We start from the raw sequence: 21260 nt of genomic DNA on the forward strand, positions 1-21260 counted from the left end.
CTTCATATGTTCCGATTGATGTTTCAATGTTGGCTCAGCAGGCAGCCGAAGCCCTCGGGCCGGTCGGACAGACCGGCGCGGCGCAGCAGATGCCACGCCATGACCTGGTTGCTGGTGATCACGGGTTTGCCGAGGATCGCCTCCAGCGGCGCCACGGTCTCAAGCGAGCGGATCGCGGTGCAGCTGAGGAAATACGCCTCTGCCTCGGGGGTCTGCCGCTGGCGGGTCAGATCGTACCAGAGCGCCGGATCGGCCTCGGCCATCTCGGCGGTGGTGTTGAGACCCTGGCCAAAGGCATCGGCAACGGCGATGCCGTGGCGGTTGAGAAAGGCAACCTCGCTTTCGACGATATGGTCGAGATAGGGCGTGACGAGCACGATGTTGCGCGCCGAAAGCGCCTCCAGCGCCGCGATCACCGCCTCTGACGTCGCCACCACATCGCTACCCGACGCGGCACGCGCCCGCGCGAGGATATCCGCCTCGCGTGCGGCGCTCTGGGTCGAGACGGCGGTGCAGTGGAAGCCCACCAGCGCGGGCGCCACATCGCCGACCAGCGCCGCGGCGCCGTCGATATCGCGCGTCATCGCGTCGAGCTCTTCGGGCGAGCTGCCGGTGAGCCGCAGCCGCGTGACATGCAACGAGATATCCCGCGGCATCATCGCCGCAAGCTCGCCCTCCGCCACGCGGTTGCCCGAGGGCATGATGATGCCGAACCGGGCACGCGCGCCAAACCGGACCCGGCCCGAGGCCAGATCCGGTGCAGCACTGTTTGTCGTCTCTGTCGCCATGTGGCTTTCCATCCAAAGTTGACGGAGCCCCCGCCCGCGCAATGGGAGAAAGGCGCGGACGGGGGCGTTTCGGGCCCGGGTTGCGGCGCGGAGGAGGCGCCCGCCCTGAGAGGGTGGGAGAGACCGCGGGCCCGTTTTGGTTATTGACCGAGCTTCGAGAACACCTCGCGCTCGAGCAGTTCGGCAAAGGCCTCCGGATCGCCCTCGACATCCGCGACGAGCCCCTTCCAGCGCTCCAGCGTCTCGATATGCTGGCGCACGATCGCCTCGGCATCGGCCGATCCGCCAAGCTTGACGATATCGGCGGCCACCGCGTCGAGTTCGCGCGAGCGGAAATCCTCCATCGCCTCGTTGTAGGCGTCATCTGGTTGCCAGAAGACGATGCCCTTCTCCTCACCGGCGGTGCGGGCCGAGGCCTCCTGATCGGCATAGGTCTTGGTGATCTGCGCGATCCGGCCCGGGATCTTCGACAGCAGCGCCTCGCGGTTCGCCGGGTCGAGCCTGTCGACCGAGCCCTTGTTGAAGACGAATTCGCCAAGCCCGTGATAACTGCCGATGGGCTGATCGACGATGCTGCGCACGGAGTCGATCAGCCCCAGCGTCTCCAGCCAGGCGAGGTTGCCGACGGCGCAATCGACCTGCCCCTGTTGCAGCGCCGGACCGACCTCGCTCGCCGGCAACGACACCGGCACGGCACCCAGCGCGTTGATCAGCCGGACCGCAAAACCGCCGGTGACGCGGATCTTGCGCCCCGACAGATCGGAGAACTGTTCGATGGGCTCGGCGCACATGAGATACCAGGGCGAGGCCGCGTGCCCGCCCAGCCAGACCGCATTCTGATGCTCCAGATCGGCGATGCATTCGGCGCAGTTCAGCATCATGGTCTCGTTGGTCGCGCCGGCGGCGGCCCAGAAGTTATCCGCGAAGGGCAGCAGCTCGGGCAGCATCGCCACATGCGGGATCTCGCTGGAATTCAGCGTGGGAACGATGAAACCGCCATCGACCACCCCGTCGCGGATACCGCCCAGCGTGGCATTGCCGCCAAGCATCTGGCCGCCGACAAAGACCTGCGCCGAAAGATCGCCGCCGGTGGTCTCCGACAGATCTTCGAAAAACGCCTGCGCCTCGACCGCCTCGATCGCCAGCGGCGGCATGAAAGTGTTGTACATCAGCCGGTCCGCGCTGGCGGCGCTGGCCATGCCGACAATCGCGGTGCCGGCGAAAAGCCCTATCAGTTTTTGCAGTCTCTTCTGCATTTTCGTTTCTCCTCCCTAAATCCGGCCGTTCGTCCGGCCGCTCCTAAAGTCCCATAACTCTTGGCAAAAACAGCGTTATCTCGGGGAATGCGATCAGCAGACCGATCACCGCGAGATCCACCACCAGGAACCACAACACCCCCCTGAAGATCGTCGTGAGCGGCACGTCAGACCCCACGAGCGATTTCACGGCAAACACGTTCAGCCCGACCGGCGGCGACATCAGGCCGATCTCGACGAATTTCACGATCAGCACGCCCATCAGCGTCAGGTCGAGCCCGACCGTCTTGAAGATCGGCAGCATGATCGGCAGCGTCAGGAACAGCAGGCCGAGCGGGTCGAGAAACATCCCCAGCACCAGAAAGCAGGCGCCGGAGATCAGGATCACCGCGAGCGGCGAGATGTTCGCTTCCGCCATGAACTGCGCCAGGAACATCGGCAGCCCAGAGAAGGCCAGGAACCGCGTCAGCAACACCGCGCCGAGCACGATGAAGAACAGCGTCGCGGTGCCGACAAGCGCGTCCCAGAAGCTGGCCTTGATCACCGGCCAGGACAGCGTGCCATTGGCGAGCGCAATCACGAAGGTCAGCGCCGCGCCGAACGCGCCTGCCTCGGTGGCGGTGACGATGCCGCTATAGATGCCGCCGATCACCCCCAGCACCAGCACCGGCAGCGGCCAGATGCCCGCCATGGCGCGGAACTTGGCGCTCCAGCTTGTGCGCTCGCTGTCGCGCGGGGCCACATGCGGTTGCAGCTTGGCGCGCAGGATGATCATCAGCGCAAAGGCCAGCGCCGAGATCAGACCGGGAATGATACCGGCCACAAAGAGCTTGATGATTGAGGTCTGCGCGAAAACGCCGATCAGGATCATCAGCACGCTTGGCGGAATGAGCGAGCCCAGCGTGCCCGCCGAGGCGACCACCCCGGTGGCCAGCCCCATATCGTAGCCGGTCTTCTTCATCTCGGGCAGCGCGATGCGGCCCATGGTCAGCGTGGTGGCGAGGCTCGACCCCGACGCAGCCGCGAACCCGGCGCAGGCAAAATTCGTCGCCACCGCCACGCCGCCGGGCAGCCAGCCCAGCCAGAGCCGCGCCGCATCGAACAGCGCCGTGGTCAGGCCCGAGCGGAAGGCCAGCGCGCCCATCAGCAGGAACATCGGGATGGCCGAAAGCTCCCAGCTGGCGGCGGTCTCGAAGGGGATGAGGCCGAGGATGCTGAAAGCGGCGTTCCAGCTTGTCAGGATCGCGATGCCGACAAAGGCCACGAGCCCGAGCGCCAGCCCGATGGGCACCCGCAGGGCGATGAGGAACAGCGCGACCCCCATGCCCCAAAAACCGATGGCAAGCGAACTCATGGCAGCGCCCCCGTCTCGGTTTCTTCGTGGGCAGCTTGGTCGTGGCGGACAAAGCGCATGATCTGCACGGCAAGCCCGAGCAGCGACACGATCACCACCAGCCCCATAGCCAGCACCGGAATCCACCGCGAGGGCCAGGTCGGCAGGAAAAAGGCCGAGGTCTGGATCTGCTCGGACACGGCGGTGGCGCGCATCGCCTCGACCCCGATGCGCCAGGCGAGCAACCCGCCATAGACCGCCATCAGCACAGAGGTCAGACAGTCGAGCAGGATGCGCCAGCGCGAGGACAGCAGATCGCTTACGAGGCTCGCGCTGATATTCTGATCGGTGATCTGCACATAGGCGATGGGCAGAAAGATCAGCGTCACCATATAATAGCGCGAAACGATCTCGGTGGTGCCGGAGAGTGGCACGCCGACAACATAGCGGAGCCCGACATCGCTGACCACATGCAGCACCATGAGCGCCATCACCACGCCCGAAAGCGCGACGGCGATCTCGCTGATGCGGATCACGCCCCGGGGCATCCGGCGAAGGGGGATATGCGAAGAGGCTGCCATTACGATGCCTTCGACATATCCGCCGCGTCCGGCGTGCCGCCCTGCGCCGTGTGGCGCTGCGCGATGCCGGCGGGGATCGCCTCGGTCCAGCAACGGTCGATATCCGCCGCCGTCAGGGCGGTGCCGCGTTCGTCCGCAAGACGCTGCGCCGCTTTCCAGAGCCGCCCGCGCATCGAGGCACGCAGGGGCACCGGCAGGGTAAAGACATGCTCGATCAGCCGTGCCCAGGCCTCTTCGGTCCAGACCGCCTCATAGGCGTCGCGTTCGGGTCCGAAGTTGAACATGGCGGGCTGCCCCTGTCCGCCCCGCTCCTTCCGCAGCGTTTCGGTGGCGGCACTATCCACCGCGCCGTCTTTCAGCACGACACCATAGGCATCGCGCGCCGCCTGCTCCGAGATCAGCCCGTTGCGCAGATCGTGCAGCACCATTTCCGGGTCGCGCTCGAAGGGCGAGCCATAGCCGCCACCGCCCGGTGTGAGCACGCGCAGCACATCGCCGCAATCGACCTGAAGCGAGTCGATCTTGTCGAGCGGCTCGAACTCCGCCGCGCCGGAGCGCCGGATATAGACCGCGGCCTTTTCGCCGCATTGCCCGCCGAGAACCCCCCAGGGCCGGAACCGGTGCCGTTCCTGACCGCGCGCGGTCACCAGACAGTCATGCTCCAGCACCTCGAATTCGAACACGATGCCAAGCCCACCGCGATGCTTGCCGGCGCCGCCCGAGTCCGGGCGCAGCGCGTATTTCAGGATGCGCACGCCCGAGACGCTCTCGACGATCTCGATGGGGCTGTTGCGCAGGTTGGCGATGTCCACCACGTCGCGCGCATTCAGTCCGTCGCCATCCTCGTGCCCGCCGGTGCCGCCCACCATGGGCTCCAGCACGTTGACCTTGAGCCCGCCCTTGGCGAGATCCGGCTCGGTAAAGACGATAGGGGCGATATAGCCCGCGCCTGCGGCGGGGATCTCGCGCGGCAGCGCCTGCGCCAGCGCGCCGCGAATGGCGTCCTGCACCCGCACGCCGGTGGTGGTGCGCAGCCCGACCGCCGCCGGCGCCTTGCAGTTCACCACAGAGCCCGGCTGGGTCACCACGCTGACCGAGCGCATCAGCCCGGCATTCACCGGAATGTCGCGGTCGATGGTCAGCAGCACGAACATGATCGTATAGACCAACCAGGGATGTGCCTGCCCGTCCGAAAAGATGTTGAACGCGGTGCGAAGCTGCGAGTCGGTGCCGGTGAAATCGACCTCCATCTCGTCGCCCTTTACGGTGAGCGCGACACAGAACTTGATCGGAATGTCCGAGACCACATCGTCGTCGAGATAATCGGCAAAGCGGTAGGTGCCGTCGGGAATGCCCGCGATCACCGCGCGCGCGCGCATCTCGCTGTAGTTCAGCACGTCGCCCATGGCATCGGTGACACCGGCGAGCCCGTATTTCTCCACGCATTCGCCGACCCGCCGGTCGGCCACGCGCAGCGCGGTCACCATGGCCTTCAGGTCGCCCCAGTTGTCATGCGGCACCCGGCAGTTGCAGAGGATGAGGTTGATCAGCTCCTCGTTCAGCTCGCCCGCCTTGTAGAGATGCGAGGGCGGAATGCGGATGCCTTCCTGATAGATCTCGTAGCTCGACGGCGAGAGGCTGCCCGCGACGCGGCCGCCGACATCGGTCGAATGCACATAGGCATAGGCGAAACAGACCAGCGTGCCGTCGTGAAAGATCGGCGCCAGCAGGCTGATATCGGGCAGGTGCGAGGAAAGCCCCGCGCTGCGATAGGGGTCGTTGCAGATCAGCACGTCACCCGGCGCGTAGCTGTCGAACGCGCCGATCATCGACGTGAAGTCGAGATTGGCGAACATGGTGATGCCGATGCTGTGCGGGTAACCGAAGATCTCGCCCTCGGGGGTGACAAGCGCCACGCCGAGATCGGCGGTTTCGTTCACAAAGGCGGTGTGGCCGGTGCGTTGCAGCGCATAGCCCATCTCTTCGGCGATGGAGCGGAAGCGCTGGACAAAGATATCGAGCTGGGCGGAATCGGTGCGCAGGGCGGAGAGTTTCTCGGTCACTGGCGTTTCTCCCGCTTGGCGTTGGTCAGGAGGAGGTTTCCGGCGGCATCGCAGCGGGCGGTAAAGCCCGGCGTCACAACCGTGGTCGTGTCGAACTGCTCGACCACGGCAGGGCCCGCGACGCTGTCGCCCGCGCAGAAATCCTCGCGGCGATAGACCGACGCCTCATGCGCCTGCCCGCCGTGATAGATCGGGCGGGTGCCGATGGCGGCGAGCCCCCCGGCGTCATCGCGCTGCCTTGCCGGCGGCAGCGACGGTTTCGCGCGGCGCCCAAAGACCCGCACCCGCAGCGACACCAGATCCACCGCCGCGTCGCGCTCGCTGTTGTGATAGAGCGCCTCGTAGGTGTCGTGGAACGCCTCGGCCAGCCGCTCCGGTGTCAGCGCGCCGATGTCGAGATCGGCGGGCAGCGTCACGTCGACGTCGAAGGCCTGACCGGCATAGCGCATATTGGCCGAGCGCACGATTTCGATCCGCTCGATCATCGGGTTCTCGGCGGCGAGCGCGTCGCGGCCCTCCTGCTCCAGCTCGCCGTAAATCGCGCGCATGGTGTCTGCGTCGATCCCGGTCAGCGGTTTGCGCAGGCTGCGGATGTAATTGTACTGGTAATCGGCGATGGTGGCGCCGAGCGCGCACATGGTGCCCGGCGACGGCGGCACCAGGATCTGCCCGATCCCCACCTCCTCGGCCAGCAGGCAGGCATGGGTCGGACCCGCGCCGCCAAAGGCGATGAGCGTGAAGTCGCGGGGATCGAGCCCGCGCTTGGTCATCATCGGAAGGATGGCGCTGGTCATCGTCGCGGTGCCGAGGCGCAGAATCGCCTCGGAGGCATCTTCGGCAGAGCAGCCCAGCCGCTCCGCGATCCGCCCCACCGCGGCAAAGGCATTCTCTGCCTTGAGGCTCAGCGAGCCTCCGGCGAACTTCCCGGCGTCGATGTAGCCCGCCACCAGATAGGCATCGGTCACCGTCGCCTCGGTGCCGCCTCGATTGTAGCAGGCCGGCCCCGGCTCGGCACCGGCGCTTTGCGGGCCGAGCTTGAGGATGCCGAAGGGATCGAACCAGGCGATGGAGCCGCCGCCTGCGCCCACGGCGAACACATCCACCGTCGGCATGACGATGGGAAAATCGCCGATCTCGGCATCGGTGGAATAGACCGGCTCCTCATCGCGGATGATCGAGAAATCGGCGCTGGTGCCGCCGATATCCAGCGTCACCGCGTCGCCGACACCGCTCAGCCCGGCGACATAGGCCGCCGCCACCACGCCCGAGGCCGGACCGGACAGCATGGTGTTGACCGGCTTGGCCTTGGCGCTCGACGCGCTCAGCACGCCGCCGTTCGACTGGGTGATCTGCAACGCGGTGTCGAGCCCGACCTCCTGCGTGTCGATCACCAGATTGTCGACATAGCGGCTCATGATCGGCTGCACATAGGCGTTGAGCGAGGCGACGCTGGCGCGCTCGTATTCGCGGATCTCGGACCAGAGATCGGAAGAGCAGGAGAGGTAGAGATCGGGGCGCGTTTCGCGGATGCGCTCGGCGAGCTGCCGCTCCACCGCGTCGCTGTTATAGGCGCCAAGCAGGCAGATCGCGACGCTCTCGACCTCGGGCGCAAGCTGCGCGATCACGGCGTCGATGGCGGCGAGCCCGGCGGAGGCATCCGCGTCGTCGCCGCGCACCGGGATCTCATAGACGTCCTGACGCGCCACGATGGTCGAGGGCAGCGAGGCCTTGAGGTTGAAGATGTCCTTCTTCCGCAGCCGCGCGATTTCGAGAATGTCGCCATTGCCCGCGCTGACGATCAGCGCCGAGCGGGCGCCGCGACGTTCCAGCACGGCGTTCAGGGCGATGGTCTGGCCATGCACGAAATACGAAATCGCGTCCGGCGCGCTGCCCACCGAGGACATCAGCTCGCGAATGCCGCGCGCCACTGCTCGGGACGGTGCGGAGGGCGTGCTGGCCACCTTGTGGGTATGCGAAGCGCCCCCATCCAGCGCCAGCAGGCTGAGATCCGTAAAGGTCCCCCCGATGTCGATGCCAAGCTGAAAACTTACGTCGCTCACATTGTCCTCCCCGAACGTCTGCGTTTCCCATTTCGTAACTTGATTCCATATTTCATAATTTCGGTCAACCGGAGTCGCCGGGGAGAGACGCAGAAAACATGTATCGGGTCTGCGGCAAAAGCCGCGCCAGAGAGGATCGGGGAGGCGATAACCCTCTGGAAAACAGTTACTTTACTCAAAGGCGAAGGCCACAGCCGCGCGAGGGCGACACCGCCGCCCGCCGCGACCGCAGCTCCTGCCATGGCGGTTACGCTCTTGTTCGATTTTCGCGTAACGGGTGAGAGGGCGGCGGTGCCGCCCCCTTGCAGGGATATGTGCCGGACTGTCTCCATGCCCGTCTCCCCGCCCCGGCGCCTCAGAAATCCAGCCCGAGATCGACGGTGCCCGCCGAATGCGTCAGCGCGCCGGAAGAGATGTAATCGACCCCCGTCGCGGCGATCTCGGCCAGCCGGTCGAGACGGACATTACCGCTGGCTTCGGTCTTCATGCGGCCGCCGATCCGGCGCACCGCCTCGGCCATGTCCTCGGTGGTCATATTGTCGAACAGCACCGCCGCCGCGCCGCCGACCTCCAGCACTGCGTCGAGCTGCTCCAGACCGTCGATTTCGATCTCGACCACCACCATATGGCCGACATTGCGCTGGACGGCCTCCAGCACCGGGCGCACACCGCCCGCCGCCGCGATGTGGTTGTCCTTGATCAGGATCGCGTCCGAGAGCGAGAAGCGGTGGTTGAAGCCGCCGCCATGCAGCACCGCGAGCTTTTCCAGGATCTTCAGGCCCGGCGTGGTCTTGCGAGTGCAGGTGATCCGCGTGCCGGTGCCCTCGACGGCGCGGACATAAGAGTTCGTCAGCGTGGCGGTGCCCGAAAGGCGACCGGCGAAGTTCAGCGCGACCCGTTCCGCCGCGAGGATGGAGGCGGCATTGCCGTTGATGCTCATCAGCCGGTCGCCGGGTTTGCAGGCGGTGCCGTCGAGGATCTCGATCTCGATCTCAAGGCTCGGGTCGATCAGCCGGAAGGCCAACGCTGCGGCCTGCATGCCGGAGACCACCGCCTCCTGCCGTGCGTTCAGGCTGGCGCGGTACTGGCGACCCGCCGGCAACACCGAGCGCGTGGTCACATCGCCGCCGGCACCTAGATCTTCCATGATCGCGTTGCGGATCGCGGGTTCGAGAATGATGTCGGGGACGGGTTCGAAATTCGGCACGGAAAAGTCCTCTTGGTTGGGTAGCTGCGGCCCCCGCACCGAACCTTCGGAACCTTGGCCGGAAGGCGGGGACGTTCGATGTAGCGCCTGCCATATGGCGGGCAGACGGCATCTGTCGGGGCCGCGCACCGCTCCCCCCGATCCCCGCGCCTGCCCGGTGTTGCGGGACGGAGCCGTCCGGCCCCGTGCCGCGCGGTGGTTATTGACCGGCCAGGTTGATGTGGACGTTCTTCTCGTGGGTGAAGGAGATCAGCTCGCCGATGCCCTCCTCGCGTCCGATGCCCGACTGCTTGACGCCGCCGAAGGGTGCCCCGAGAAAATGCCGCCCGACCTCGTTGATCCAGACAAAGCCCGCCTCGACCCGCGACGCGGCGCGGTGGGCGGTGACCAGGTCGCGCGTCCAGATCGCGCAGGTGAGGCCAAGCTCCAGCCCGTTGACCTCCTCCAGCATGGCGCTCTCTTCGCGCCATTTGCGCACGGCGAGCACCGGGCCGAAGATCTCTTCGCGGGCGATGGTCATCTCGGGGGTCACATCGGCAAAGATCGTCGGCGCGATGAAGCACCCATCTGCAAGATCGCCCTCGGTAACCGCATGGCCGCCGGTGACGGCGCGGGCGCCCTCGCTCTTGGCGCTCTCGATATAACCCATCACCCGGTCGAACTGGGTGCGGCTGACGATGGCGCCCATGGTGGTCTCGGGATCGGTGGGAATGCCCGGCTTGTAGCGCGCGATCTTGTCGGCCACATAGGATAGCACTTCGTCGTGGATATCCTCGTGCAGGAACGCGCGGCTGGTCGAGCCGCAGGACTGGCCGCACCAGCCGAAATTCATCCCGGCGACAAGCGCGTCGGCGATCTTTTCGGGCTTGCTGTCGGGATAGGCGATCAGGGCGTTCTTGCCGCCAAGCTCCAGCAGCACCGGCTTGACCGTCGCGCTGGCGCTTTTCATCACCGCGCGCCCGGCGGGCACCGAGCCGATCAGCGTGACCTTGGCCACGTCCGGGTGCTCCGCCAGCCCTGCACCGGCCTCGACGCCGCCCGGCAGCACGCTGAACACGCCCTTGGGCAGCAGCCCGTCGACGATCTCCGCCAGCCGCAGCGCCGAGAGCGGCGCCTGCACCGGCGGCTTGATGATCACCGAATTGCCCGCCGCCAGCGGCGCCGCCATCTTGCCGCCGCAGAACATGAACGGGTGGTTGAAGGCGAGGATCCGCGCCACCACACCCAGCGGCTCGCGCAGGGTCATGTTCACCCGTTCGGCGCCCATCGGAATGGTGTCACCCTTCATCTCGGTGACGAGACCGGCAAAGAGATCCATCTGCGCGGCGGCAATGGCGGCGTCGCCGCGCATCTCGGTATAGGGGTTGCCGCAATTGGCCGAGTCGATCATCGCCAGCTCGTCGCCATGCTTGCGCAGCAGGGCGGCGATTTCCTTCAGGATGCGCGCACGCTCCAGCGGCGGCACATCGCGCCATTCCAGAAAGCCCTTGCGCGCGGCGGCGACGGCGGCGTCGACATCGTCGCGCCCGGCGGTCGCCACCGGGGTCAGCACCCGCCCCGTCGCCGGGTTCAGCGTGTCGTCATAAACTCCGCCCAACGGCTTGTGCCAGGCACCGCCGAAATAGAGATCGGCGTGCTGCGGCAGCACCTGTTCGATATCGAAATTCAAACTGTCCGGCACGATAGCTTCCTCCCATCCGTCGTTGACTTCGAAATAACTTAGATCTCTAATAGATGTCAAGCAGCCGCATCTTTTCTCATGACCGCCCCCGAGAGGTGTCCGGTCAATCGCAGTCGCGCGGAGGGCTTGACCACGCGCACCCATCATGTGCAGGACTTAATACCGGTGCGAAAACCTCCCTCCGAAGACATGGCGGCACCGCGGTCCAGAGCGGAAAGGTCAGCCTGACGCCGTCGAAAAAAGAACAAAAGGAAAGCCGCGTGGAAGGAAAAGCCAGCTCTCGCCAAAGCGTTCAATCCGTCGTCGTCGGCGCCCGGCTTCTGGAGGCCCTTGCCCGCCAGAACGATGCGATGTCGCTCTCGGCCATCGCCAAGGTCGCCGATATGGCCCCGGCGAAGGCTCACCGTTACCTCGCGGGCTTTATCGAAACCGGGCTAATCAGACAGAGCGAAACCACCGGACTCTACGATCTCGGGCCGCTCTCTCTCGACCTCGGGCTGGCGGCGATCCGGAGGCTCGACGTTGTGGAGCTGGCCTATCCGCTGATGGTCGCCCTCCGCGAAGAAACCGGCGAGACCACCTCGCTTTCGGTCTGGGGCAATTTCGGCGCGACGCTCGTGCGCTGGGTGCCGAGCAACGCACCGGTGAACATCACGGTAAATGTAGGCTCTGTTCTGCCGCTGCTGACGTCGTCGAACGGCCGCGTCTTTGCCGCGCATCTGCCGGCGGAGAAGGTCGAGCCGCTGATCGAAAAGGAGCTGGCCGAGAATGCCCCCGCGCTGGCGGCGGCGGGGATCGAGAAACGCGCGGATGTCGAGCGCATCCTGCAACCTGTGCGCGAGACCGGCATCGCGGCTGCGGTCGGCCTGGTGGTGCCCGCCATCGCGTCGCTGAGTTGCCCGATCTTCGACCGTACCAATTCGGTGGTCGCCGTGGTGACGGTGGTGGGCATCACGGGCATGATTTCGACCGATGCAGACAGTCCGGTCTCGATGAAGCTCCGCGACACCGCGCAGCGGATCTCGGAAATGCTCGGCGCGCGGGCGGGCTGAGCTCCGCCGGCGCCGCACCGCCATTGCCCACAACCACAGCGAGCAGAAAAGCGCCAATGCCGAGTGCGTGGATGGTGCCGCAAGCTCTTGGCAAAATCGTTCTTTATTGATTTAGTCACCTAATGAACGAACAGTCGACATGCCCCGGCCCATCCATCGAGTCGCCCCGAAGCGAAGAACGCCTGGCGCGGCTCGTACGCCTCGCCGCGCGCGGCTTCAACCGCTCGCTCCAGATCCGCCTGAACACCCAGAACGTGACCTTCGGGCAATGGATCTTTCTGCGCATCCTTTGGAACGAGGACGGGCTGTCGCAGCGCGAACTGAGCGAACGCGCGCATCTGACCGAGCCGACCGCGCACACCGCCCTGCTCCGCATGGAGGAACTGGGCTATATCGTGCGCCGGAACATCGAGGGCAACAAACGCCGCCAGCACGCCTTCCTGACCGAGCGCGGCTGGGAGCTGCGCGACCAGCTCGAGCCGCTGGCCGTCGAGGCCAATGATCTGGCTGTCGCGGGGCTCACCGAGGACGAGCAGCATATCCTGCGCAAAGCGCTGGCCACGATGATCCGCAACCTCGAACAGGACGAGGCGGACGCGGCGCGGCGCGGCATGCGCATGCCGCCGACCAAGGGCAAGAGCGCAGCGGAATAAACAGAAAACCGGCGCCCGGTTTCCCGCGCGCCGGCTGCTGTTTCTCCGGAAAGGCCCTTACTTCAGAAGACCCAGCTCCTCGTAGGCCCGCTTTGCGCCGGGATGGAACGGCAGCGTCTTTTGCGACACCAGAAGCTCGGGCGTGAGCTGTTTCATCGCACTGTGAACCGAACGGATCTCGTCGATATTCGTGGCGATATCCTTGGCCAGCGTATAGGCGGTTTCCTCGGGCATCGTGTCGGTGGTGACCAGCAGCGCGCCCAGGGCGAGCGTGTCGATGGGCTCGGCCTGGTTGGTATAGCTGCCGCCCGGGATCTCGTAAGACACGGTGCCGAATTTTTCGTTGGTCTTCTCGATGATCTCCTGCGGGATATCGAGCAGCACCACATCGGCGTTCTTGTCGACGCTCAGGAAGGACGAGTGACCGACAAAGATGCCGTTGATCACCATGTCGATCCGGCCGTCGGTCATCAGGTCGGCCTGCTGCGCAGAACCGCCGCGCACCATGACGCCGCCATTGCCCTCGATGGTCTCTTCGTCAAAGCCCACCTCGTCGAGAATGTAGGTTGTGATATTGGCCACGATATTGCCGGCGTTGTTGTTGCCGACGCGGATCGCGGCGCCGGATTTCGCCAGATCGTCGAGGCTGTCGATATCGTATTCGTCGGCGATGGATTTCCGCAGGAAGAAATGCATCGGCGCCCAATTATACATGTAGCCGATTGCCTGAAGCCCGGTGATCGGACCCTTGAACGGATCTTCGCCGTCGAGCGCCAGCTTGACTTCGGCATCGTGGGCCAGGCCCAGGTCGGTGCGGTTGCCCGACAGCAGGGCGATATTCGCAAACCCGCCACCGGTCGCCTGGTACGTGACGACCCCATCGGAATCCGACGTCTTTACCGCCCGGTCGATCCCCGCGCCCAGCAGCGACCAGAGCCCCGACGGGTTCCCCCCGGACAGCGTGACATTGAGGCTTTCCGCAGTGGCTCCGCTGCCCATGACACAGATGCCGATGGCAGCAAGAAACGTTGCTACTTTGGTTTTCATGTAGTCCTCCCTCTCAAACGCAGCACAGACATCGCATGATAAGATCTCTAACATTAGATATCTATGTTACATCCTTTTTATATCTTCACCCCATCAACCAGTCAACGACCAAGTTGGAGCGATATTCACAAATAAATTCAGGTAGATAGATCGAAAAAACGCAGCAAGAGTGCCCCGTCCCTCTGCCGGCGCGCTCTTGCGTTCAAGCACGACTCCCGCTGGTCGTCGCAGCGCCGGACCACCCAGTTCGCCCGCAGCGACTCAGTGAGACATGAAAACCGGGATCTTGATGCTGCGCAGCACATGGTGCGTGACGCCGCCGAACATGTCCTGCGAGAACTTGCTGTGCTCATAGGCGCCCATCACCACCAGCTTCGCACCGATCTCGTCAGCGGTGGACTGGATGATTTCGGCAATGCTGCGCTCGGGGCGGGCCAGCGGGATATGCTCGGCATCGACCCCGTGCCGTTCGAGATGCGACATGATCCACTTGGCGGAAGGCAGATCGTCGAGCACATTGCCCACTGTCAGGATCGACACCTTGCGCGGCTTGCGTTCGAGCACCGCCATCGCATCGTTCACCGCCCGCGCCGCCGAGCGTTTCCCGTCCCAGGCGACCAGCGCGTGGCTGGCCATGCTGTCGGCCTCGTAGCCATCGGGCACGACAAGCACCGGGCGCCCGCTGCGCAGCGCGATGATGTCGGGGTTGACCGCACGGTATTCGTCCATCGGCAACTTCGGGTGGAACCCGGTCACCACAAAATCGAAGTTCCGCGCGATCTCGGACGGTGCGGAGCGCCCGATCACGTCGGGCATGACAAATTCACAGCGCTCGCCGATACCGGCGGCGGCGGCTTCCTTATCGAAGGTATCGCGCAGATCCGCGACCTTTTCGCGCTCGGCATCCTTCAGCCTCAGGCGCAGATCCTCGCTCAGCCTCAGGATCTGGTCGAAATAGGACGTGGCACCGCTATACATCCCGGTCAGCCAGGCGTCGTGCCGTTTGGCGATCTGCACCGCGTGACGGAGGCTTCCGGGGAAGGCGGCGCTTCCCGTATGCGCCAGCAGGATATTCTTGATGCTCATGGTTCGCTCGCGTTGCACAGGGCTCGATATTGGGTAACGCGAATATTATTAGATGTCTATTATTATTTGGACACCCTGCGAAACTGCCCCTATATCAACCGCTTGAGCCCCGCCTGCACCTTCAGCAACCTCGGCAGATAGGTCTCCACCATCTGCTCGGCATTGCCGGCGCTGGCCGCCATGCCGGTGTTGAGCGCCGCGACGACGCGGTCGTGCCGGTCGATCAGCGGCACGGCGATCGAGCGCAGCCCGATCTCGATTTCCTGGTCGATGATCGCATAGCCCTGGCTGCACGCCGCGTCGATCCGCGCCATGATCTCCTCGGGATCGGAGATGGCAAAGGCGGTGCGCGGCGACAGGTCCGAGGCCTCGACCCGCGCCCGCGCCTCATCGCGCGGCAGCGCCGCCAGCAGCACCCGGCCCATCGAGGTGCTGCATGCCGGCAGCCGCGATCCGGGCATCAGCCCGATGGACATCACCCGTTTTTGCGCGGCGCGGGCGATATAGACGATCTCGGTCTCGTCCAGCAGCGCCACCGAACAGCTTTGGCCGATCTGCTCCGAGAGCTGGTCGAGCCAGGGCTGCACGATCTGCGACAGCGGCAGCGAGGCCAGCGCCGCCACGCCCAGACGCAGAACACGCGGCGTCAGCGTAAAGAACTTGCCGTCGTAATCCGCATAGCCCTCGCGGTGCAGGGTCAGCAGCACCCGCCGCGCGGTGGCACGGTCGAGCCCGCTCGCGACGGAGGCTTCGGAGATGGAAAGGCGCGGCGTGTCGCTACCAAAGGCCTCGATCACCCGGAGCCCCTTTGCCAGCGAGGCGATGTAATCGGTGGGTTTGTTCGACATGCGAACAGAATTAGCCACAATGTGAACAAATCTCAATATATGAACAATTGGACTCGCCCCCCTGCCCGCAGCGGCAGTATTCCGGCGGCAGAAATGGAGGACCTTATATGAACAAAGTCACGTCCACCACGGCCGAGGCGGTCGCGTCGATCCCCGACGGCGCCCGGGTGATGATCGGCGGTTTCGGCGGCTCCGGCGCGCCGATCGAGCTGATCCACGCGCTGATCGACCGCTTTCGCGCCACCGGCAGCCCGAAGAACCTCACCGTCATCAACAACAATGCCGGCAACGGATCCATCGGCATCGCCGCGATGATCAAGGCGGGCATGGTCGCAAAGATGGTCTGCTCCTTCCCGCGCTCGTCCAATGCCGAGGCGTTCAACGAGAAATACCTCGCCGGCGAGATCGAGCTGGAGCTGGTGCCGCAGGGCACGCTGGCCGAACGCATCCGCGCCGCCGGCGCCGGCATCCCGGCCTTCTACACGCCGTCGAGCTACGGCACCGAGCTGGCCGAGGGCAAACCGACCGAGGAATTCGACGGCAAGATGTATGTGCGCGAGCGCTGGCTCAAGGCCGATGTCGCGCTGATCAAGGGCCAGAAGGGCGACCCGATGGGCAACCTCACCTACCGTCTGGCCGGGCGCAACTTCAACCCGCTCATGGCGATGGCCGCCGACCGGACCGTCGCGCAGGTGGCCGAGCTGGGCAAGCCCGGCAGCATCGACCCCGAGCAGGTCATCACCCCCGGCATCTTTGTCGACACCGTCGTCGAGGTGCCCGAACCGCAACAGGAAGAAGTGCTCGTGCGCACGGGAGTGGTCTACTGATGTCCGATTTCAACCTGATGGAAGACAAGCTCTCGAACGCCCAGATCGCCTGGCGCGCGGCGCAGGATATCGAGGACGGCTCCTATGTGAATCTCGGCATCGGCTTTCCCGAGCTGATCGCCAAGTTCCAGCCCGAGGGCCGCGACGTGACCTATCACACCGAGAACGGCGTGCTGGGCTTCGGCGCCGCCCCCGAACCGGGGCAGGAAGACTGGGATCTGATCAATGCCGGCAAGAAGGCGATCACGCTGAAACCCGGCGCGTCGTTCTTTCACCATGCCGACAGCTTTTCGATGGTGCGCGGCGGGCATCTCGACCTGGCCGTGCTGGGCGCCTATCAGGTCGCGCAGAACGGCGATCTGGCCAACTGGCGCGTCGGCTCCAAGGGCGTGCCCGCGGTGGGCGGCGCGATGGATCTGGTGCATGGCGCCAGGCGCGTGGCGGTGATCACCGACCATGTCACCAAGGATGGCGGCCCCAAGCTGGTCGAGACCTGCACCTTCCCGCTGACCGGCGTCGGCTGCGTCACCCGCGTCTATACCTCGCTCGCAGTGGTGGATGTTCAGGACGGCCATTTCGTGCTGCGCGAAAAACTGCCCGCCATCTCGATGGAGGCGCTTCAGGCGGTGACCGGCGCCACGCTGCATACCGACGGCCCCGTCGGCGACCTGATCGTACCGGAGGATCTGTGATGACCGATGTCTATATCTGCGACTATATCCGCACCCCCGTGGGCCGCTACGGAGGCGCGCTGTCCGCGGTGCGGGCCGACGATCTGGCGGCGATCCCGCTGCGCACGCTGGCCGAGCGCAACCCGGGGATGGACCTCGCCGCCATCGACGAGGTGATCATGGGCTGCGCCAACCAGGCCGGCGAGGACAACCGCAACGTGGCGCGCATGGCGCTGCTGCTCGCGGGCTATCCCGAAACCGTGCCCGGCACGACGATGAACCGGCTCTGCGGCTCGGGCATGGATGCGGTGATCACCGCCGCCCGCGCCATCAAGGCCGGCGAGGCCGAGCTGATCGTCGCCGGCGGTGCCGAAAGCATGAGCCGCGCGCCCTTCGTCATGCCCAAGGCCACCGCCGCCTTCACCCGCGCCAACAGCGTCGAGGACACCACCATCGGCTGGCGCTTCGTCAACCCGCTGATGAAGGCGCAATACGGCGTCGACAGCATGCCCGAGACGGCGGAGAACGTGGCCGAGGATTTCGACATCTCGCGCGCCGATCAGGATGCCTTTGCCCTGCGCTCGCAGCAAAAGGCCGGCGCGGCGATGGAAAACGGCCGCCTCGCGCAAGAGATCGTCGCGGTGACCATCCCGCGCCGCAAGGGCGACCCGCTGGTGGTGGATCGCGACGAGCATCCGCGCCCCGAAACCACGCTCGAAGCGTTGCAAAAGCTCAAGACCTTCGTGAAGGCCGATGGCACGGTGACGGCGGGTAACTCCTCGGGCGTCAATGACGGCGCGGCGGCGCTTGTGCTGGCCAGCAAGGCGGCGGCGGAAAAACACGGGTTGCGCCCCATTGCCCGCGTTCTGGGCGGCGCCACCGCCGGCGTCGCGCCGCGCATCATGGGCTTTGGCCCGGCGCCGGCATCGAAGAAGCTGATGGCGCGGCTCGGGCTGACGCAGGAGGATTTCACGGTGATCGAGCTCAACGAGGCCTTTGCCTCGCAGGGGCTCGCCACGCTGCGCGATCTAGGCATCGCCGATGACGACCCGCGCGTGAACCGCAATGGCGGCGCGATCTCCATCGGCCATCCGCTCGGCATGTCGGGCGCCCGCATCACCGGCACCGCCATGCTCGACCTGAAGCCGGGCGAGAAATCGCTCTCGACCATGTGCATCGGCGTCGGCCAGGGCATCGCCATCGCGCTCGAAGCGCTCTGAACCGCTCACCGGCGGGCGGCATCCTCCTTCGCCCGCCGGTGCAGCAGCCGCGCTAGAAGATCGGCGGGGCTGTTCTCGTCGAAGGTGAACTTGCGGGTGAGCCCCACCGCCCCCGCCATGTACTCCGATCTGAGATCGAGCGCGGCGAGGCTGCCGCGCGCCAGCTCCCGCTCCACCACACCGCGCGAGATGAACCAGAGCATCTCCGAATGCTCCAGGAGCGTCAGCGCCGCCGGCAACGCCACCGTCTCGAAGACCGGCGCGACGTCCGACAGCCCCATCGCCGCGAGATACTGGTTGACGTTCTGCCGGATGATCGCGCCGGGATTGGGCAGAATGAGCGGATAGCGCAGCAGCGCCTCCTCCACCGGCAGATCCAGCGCCGGGTGGCCTGCCCGCGCCACCAGCAGGATCGGCTCGTCATAGAGATATTCGAAAGACAGGCCCGGCATGTCGGCGGCCTGCGGCATGCGCCCGACCATCAGGTCAATCTTGCCGCCGCGCAGCCTGTCGAGAAGGTAGCGGTTCGGCCCGGTGACGATGCCGATCCGCGCATCCGGACGGGCCTGCGAAAACGCCAGCGCCACCGAGGGGAAGAAGCCGCCCGCCACGGTCGGCAGCACCCCCACCTTGACCAGCCCCGCCGCCGCCTGCCCCGAGAGATCGCGCACGCCGGCCTCAAGGCTTTGCAGCGACGCGCGGGCATGGGCGCGGAAATTCTCGCCCGCGGGCGTCAGCACCGCGCGCCGTCCCGTGCGCTCGAAAAGCTGCGCGCCGAGCAGCGCCTCCAGCTCCGAAATGGTTTTGGACAGCGCCGGCTGCGACACGTTGCGCAGCCGCGCGGCGGCCGAGATCGTGCCCGCCTGGGCGACGGTCAGAAACGCCTCCAGATGGCGCAGCTTCAATCCGTTCGGTATATTCATTTGGTTATGGTTTTGCCGCCAGATTGTATTTTTGTAAAGCCATGGTTTATGCCAGATTGCCGCCAGGAGGATCTCATGCAGGCATTGAAACGCGACTGGGGCAGCATGCATCTGCGTGTCACCGAAGGTGACGGCACGGCGCTGGTCTTCATCAACTCGCTCGGCACCGATCTGCGGATGTGGGACGATGTCGTCGCCCGTCTGCCCGAGGGCTGGTCGAGCCTGCGGATGGACAAGCGCGGCCACGGGCTGAGCGGCACCGCGCCGCAGGGCTACGGCATTGCCGATTTGGCCGGGGACGTGCTGGCCGCGATGGATCATGCCGGGCTGAGCAAGGCGGTGATCGTCGGCTGTTCCATCGGCGGGCTCATCGCGCAGCATATCGCGCTGATGGCGCCGGAGCGGGTGATCTGCCTTGTGCTGTCGAACACCGCACCGATGCTTGGGCCGGCGGATGGCTGGCTGAGCCGTATCGACGGCGTGCGCGCCAACGGCATGGCGGCGATGGCCGATGGCATCCTGCCGCGCTGGTTCGGCCCCGACATGCTGGCCGCGCCCGAGGCCGCCCTGTGGCGCGCCCTGCTCGCCCGCACCGATCCGGAGGGCTATATCGCCACCTGCGCCGCCATTGCCGGAACCGACATCACCGACCGGCTGGGCGAGGTCACCCAACCCGCGCTGGTGATCGGCGGGCAGCACGATCAGGCGACGCCGCCGGAGGTGGTGGAAAAGCTCGCCGCCGCCCTGCCCCGCGCCGATCTCACCATGTTCGACCGCGCCGGCCACCTACCGGCAATCGAGCAGCCCAAGCTTTTCACCCGCACCCTGACGAAATTCGTGGAAAGGACCATCCAGTGAGCGAGAGCTTCGACAAAGGCATGCAGGTGCGCCGCGAGGTGCTGGGCAATGCCCATGTGGACCGCGCCGAGGCCGGCAAGACCGAATTCGACCTGCCGTTTCAGACCCTGATCACCGAAAGCGCCTGGGGCACCGTATGGGCCTCCGACCGCATCACCCGGCGCGAGCGCTCGATGCTGACCCTCGCGCTCCTGGCGGCGACCGGCAATTTCGAGGAGATCCCGATGCATATCCGGGCCACCGCCAATACCGGCGCCTCCAAGGAGGATGTCGCCGAGGCGCTGCAACATGTGGCGATCTATGCCGGCGTGCCGAAAGCCAACCACGCACTCAAGCTGGCCAAGCAAACCTATGCGGAAATGGAGGAGAGTGAGAAATGACTGACCTGGGACCGCTGATTCCGCGCAACCGCGCGATCCACCCCGAGCCCTATGACCCGGGCTACAAGACGAGCGTCGCGCGCTCGCCCTTCCTGCCGCTGCTCTCGATGGAGAGCACCCCGTCGGAAGAGACCGGCCCGACCTTCGGTCACGGCATGATCGGCGCGCTCGACAACAACCTGATCCTGAACTGGACCAAGGGCGCCGCCCCCGCCGTGGGCGAGCGTATCCTGGTGCATGGCCGCGTGCTCGACGAGATGGGCCGCCCGGTGCCGAACACGCTGATCGAGATCTGGCAGGCCAATGCCGGCGGGCGATACCGGCACAAGAAAGACACCTATTTCGCCCCGCTCGACCCGAATTTCGGCGGCTGCGGACGCACGATCACCGACGACAACGGCTATTACGAGTTCCTGACGGTGCGTCCCGGCGCCTATCCCTGGCCCAACCGCGCCAATGACTGGCGCCCGATGCATATTCACGTCTCGGTCTACGGTCACAGCTTTGGTCAGCGGCTGATCACGCAGCTCTATTTCGAGGGCGACCCGCTGATCGACCACTGTCCGATCGCGGCCACCATCAAGGACCGCAGCCAGCTCGACCGTCTGGTCGCACCGCTGGATTTCTCGAAGTCGCGCCCGCTCGACTTCCTCGCCTACAAATTCGACATCGTGCTGCGCGGCCGCCGCCAGACCATGTTCGAGAACAAGCTGGAGGGTATGTAAG

At 65.7% G+C, this 21260-nt stretch carries 20 protein-coding genes; 8 read left to right on the forward strand and 12 right to left on the reverse strand.

All coding sequences use genetic code 11. From position 1 onward, the window contains the following. Positions 1-23 precede the first annotated feature (23 nt). The 8 genes from I6N89_RS13295 to I6N89_RS13330 form a co-directional block, all read right to left on the reverse strand. Positions 24-788, reverse strand: a complete 765-nt coding sequence (locus I6N89_RS13295) for a hypothetical protein (protein ID WP_207018924.1) — start codon at positions 786-788, stop codon at positions 24-26. Between the two features lie 140 nt (positions 789-928). Then, a complete protein-coding gene (gene dctP / locus I6N89_RS13300; RefSeq protein WP_207018925.1) occupies positions 929-2044 on the reverse strand; it encodes a TRAP transporter substrate-binding protein DctP in 1116 nt (371 codons plus the stop codon). 43 nt (positions 2045-2087) lie between these two features. Next, positions 2088-3398 carry a TRAP transporter large permease gene (locus I6N89_RS13305; RefSeq protein ID WP_207018926.1) on the reverse strand — a complete coding sequence of 437 codons (1311 nt, stop codon included), beginning with the start codon at positions 3396-3398 and terminating at the stop codon, positions 2088-2090. Next, the gene (locus tag I6N89_RS13310) at positions 3395-3913 is read right to left on the reverse strand and encodes a TRAP transporter small permease (protein ID WP_207018927.1); all 519 of its coding nucleotides are present in this window, start codon (positions 3911-3913) and stop codon (positions 3395-3397) included. The genes I6N89_RS13305 and I6N89_RS13310 overlap by 4 nt, the downstream gene beginning before the upstream one ends. 44 nt (positions 3914-3957) lie before the next feature. Next, on the reverse strand, positions 3958-6021 hold the full coding sequence (locus tag I6N89_RS13315) for a hydantoinase B/oxoprolinase family protein (protein WP_207018928.1): 2064 nt from the start codon (positions 6019-6021) through the stop codon (positions 3958-3960). Further along, positions 6018-8081 carry a hydantoinase/oxoprolinase family protein gene (locus I6N89_RS13320; protein ID WP_207018929.1) on the reverse strand — a complete coding sequence of 688 codons (2064 nt, stop codon included), beginning with the start codon at positions 8079-8081 and terminating at the stop codon, positions 6018-6020. Before I6N89_RS13320 ends, I6N89_RS13315 begins: the two co-directional genes overlap by 4 nt. A 355-nt stretch (positions 8082-8436) precedes the next feature. Beyond that, entirely contained in the window at positions 8437-9288 is an 852-nt protein-coding gene (gene nadC, locus I6N89_RS13325; RefSeq protein ID WP_328805878.1) for a carboxylating nicotinate-nucleotide diphosphorylase, read from the reverse strand. 199 nt (positions 9289-9487) lie between these two features. Next, positions 9488-11029, reverse strand: a complete 1542-nt coding sequence (locus I6N89_RS13330; protein WP_236016607.1) for an aldehyde dehydrogenase family protein — start codon at positions 11027-11029, stop codon at positions 9488-9490. Between the two features lie 200 nt (positions 11030-11229). On the opposite strand from I6N89_RS13330, the gene I6N89_RS13335 reads away from it, so the two are divergent. Beyond that, positions 11230-12021 (forward strand): IclR family transcriptional regulator, encoded by a 792-nt coding sequence (locus I6N89_RS13335; RefSeq protein ID WP_207018930.1) that lies wholly within the window; start codon positions 11230-11232, stop codon positions 12019-12021. A gap of 122 nt (positions 12022-12143) precedes the next feature. Further along, positions 12144-12674: a MarR family winged helix-turn-helix transcriptional regulator gene (locus I6N89_RS13340; protein ID WP_236016608.1), complete on the forward strand. Its 531-nt coding sequence runs from the start codon at positions 12144-12146 to the stop codon at positions 12672-12674. 57 nt (positions 12675-12731) lie between these two features. Here I6N89_RS13340 and I6N89_RS13345 read toward each other — a convergent pair whose 3' ends face one another. The 3 genes from I6N89_RS13345 to I6N89_RS13355 form a co-directional block, all read right to left on the reverse strand. After that, entirely contained in the window at positions 12732-13721 is a 990-nt protein-coding gene (locus I6N89_RS13345; protein ID WP_207018931.1) for a TAXI family TRAP transporter solute-binding subunit, read from the reverse strand. Positions 13722-13982: 261 nt separating this feature from the next. Next, positions 13983-14807, reverse strand: coding sequence for a universal stress protein (locus tag I6N89_RS25470; RefSeq protein WP_236016609.1), 825 nt, complete (start codon positions 14805-14807; stop codon positions 13983-13985). 89 nt (positions 14808-14896) lie between these two features. Further along, positions 14897-15655, reverse strand: coding sequence for an IclR family transcriptional regulator domain-containing protein (locus I6N89_RS13355; RefSeq protein ID WP_207018932.1), 759 nt, complete (start codon positions 15653-15655; stop codon positions 14897-14899). 107 nt (positions 15656-15762) lie between these two features. On the opposite strand from I6N89_RS13355, the gene I6N89_RS13360 reads away from it, so the two are divergent. Genes I6N89_RS13360 through pcaF form a run of 3 tightly spaced genes read left to right on the forward strand, consistent with a single transcriptional unit; the run spans position 15763 to position 18373 of the window. Further along, positions 15763-16482 (forward strand): 3-oxoacid CoA-transferase subunit A, encoded by a 720-nt coding sequence (locus I6N89_RS13360; protein ID WP_207018933.1) that lies wholly within the window; start codon positions 15763-15765, stop codon positions 16480-16482. Continuing rightward, positions 16482-17174 (forward strand): 3-oxoacid CoA-transferase subunit B, encoded by a 693-nt coding sequence (locus tag I6N89_RS13365; protein ID WP_328805879.1) that lies wholly within the window; start codon positions 16482-16484, stop codon positions 17172-17174. Before I6N89_RS13360 ends, I6N89_RS13365 begins: the two co-directional genes overlap by 1 nt. Next, positions 17174-18373, forward strand: a complete 1200-nt coding sequence (gene pcaF, locus I6N89_RS13370) for a 3-oxoadipyl-CoA thiolase (protein WP_207018934.1) — start codon at positions 17174-17176, stop codon at positions 18371-18373. The genes I6N89_RS13365 and pcaF overlap by 1 nt, the downstream gene beginning before the upstream one ends. A 5-nt stretch (positions 18374-18378) precedes the next feature. Here the strand turns inward: pcaF and I6N89_RS13375 are convergent, their stop codons facing one another. Then, positions 18379-19296, reverse strand: a complete 918-nt coding sequence (locus I6N89_RS13375; protein WP_207018935.1) for a LysR substrate-binding domain-containing protein — start codon at positions 19294-19296, stop codon at positions 18379-18381. A gap of 75 nt (positions 19297-19371) precedes the next feature. Here I6N89_RS13375 and pcaD point away from each other — a divergent pair, with 75 nt between their 5' ends. The 3 genes from pcaD to pcaH are packed head-to-tail and all read left to right on the forward strand — an operon-like array spanning position 19372 to position 21259. Next, positions 19372-20154 carry a 3-oxoadipate enol-lactonase gene (pcaD, locus tag I6N89_RS13380; protein WP_207018936.1) on the forward strand — a complete coding sequence of 261 codons (783 nt, stop codon included), beginning with the start codon at positions 19372-19374 and terminating at the stop codon, positions 20152-20154. Continuing rightward, positions 20151-20534 carry a 4-carboxymuconolactone decarboxylase gene (gene pcaC, locus I6N89_RS13385; protein WP_207018937.1) on the forward strand — a complete coding sequence of 128 codons (384 nt, stop codon included), beginning with the start codon at positions 20151-20153 and terminating at the stop codon, positions 20532-20534. Before pcaD ends, pcaC begins: the two co-directional genes overlap by 4 nt. After that, the gene (gene pcaH / locus I6N89_RS13390) at positions 20531-21259 is read left to right on the forward strand and encodes a protocatechuate 3,4-dioxygenase subunit beta (RefSeq protein ID WP_076698633.1); all 729 of its coding nucleotides are present in this window, start codon (positions 20531-20533) and stop codon (positions 21257-21259) included. The genes pcaC and pcaH overlap by 4 nt, the downstream gene beginning before the upstream one ends. Position 21260 lies beyond the last annotated feature (1 nt).

The organism is Salipiger abyssi (assembly GCF_017311415.1).
GTDB classification, from domain to species: Bacteria; Pseudomonadota; Alphaproteobacteria; order Rhodobacterales; family Rhodobacteraceae; genus Salipiger; species Salipiger abyssi_A.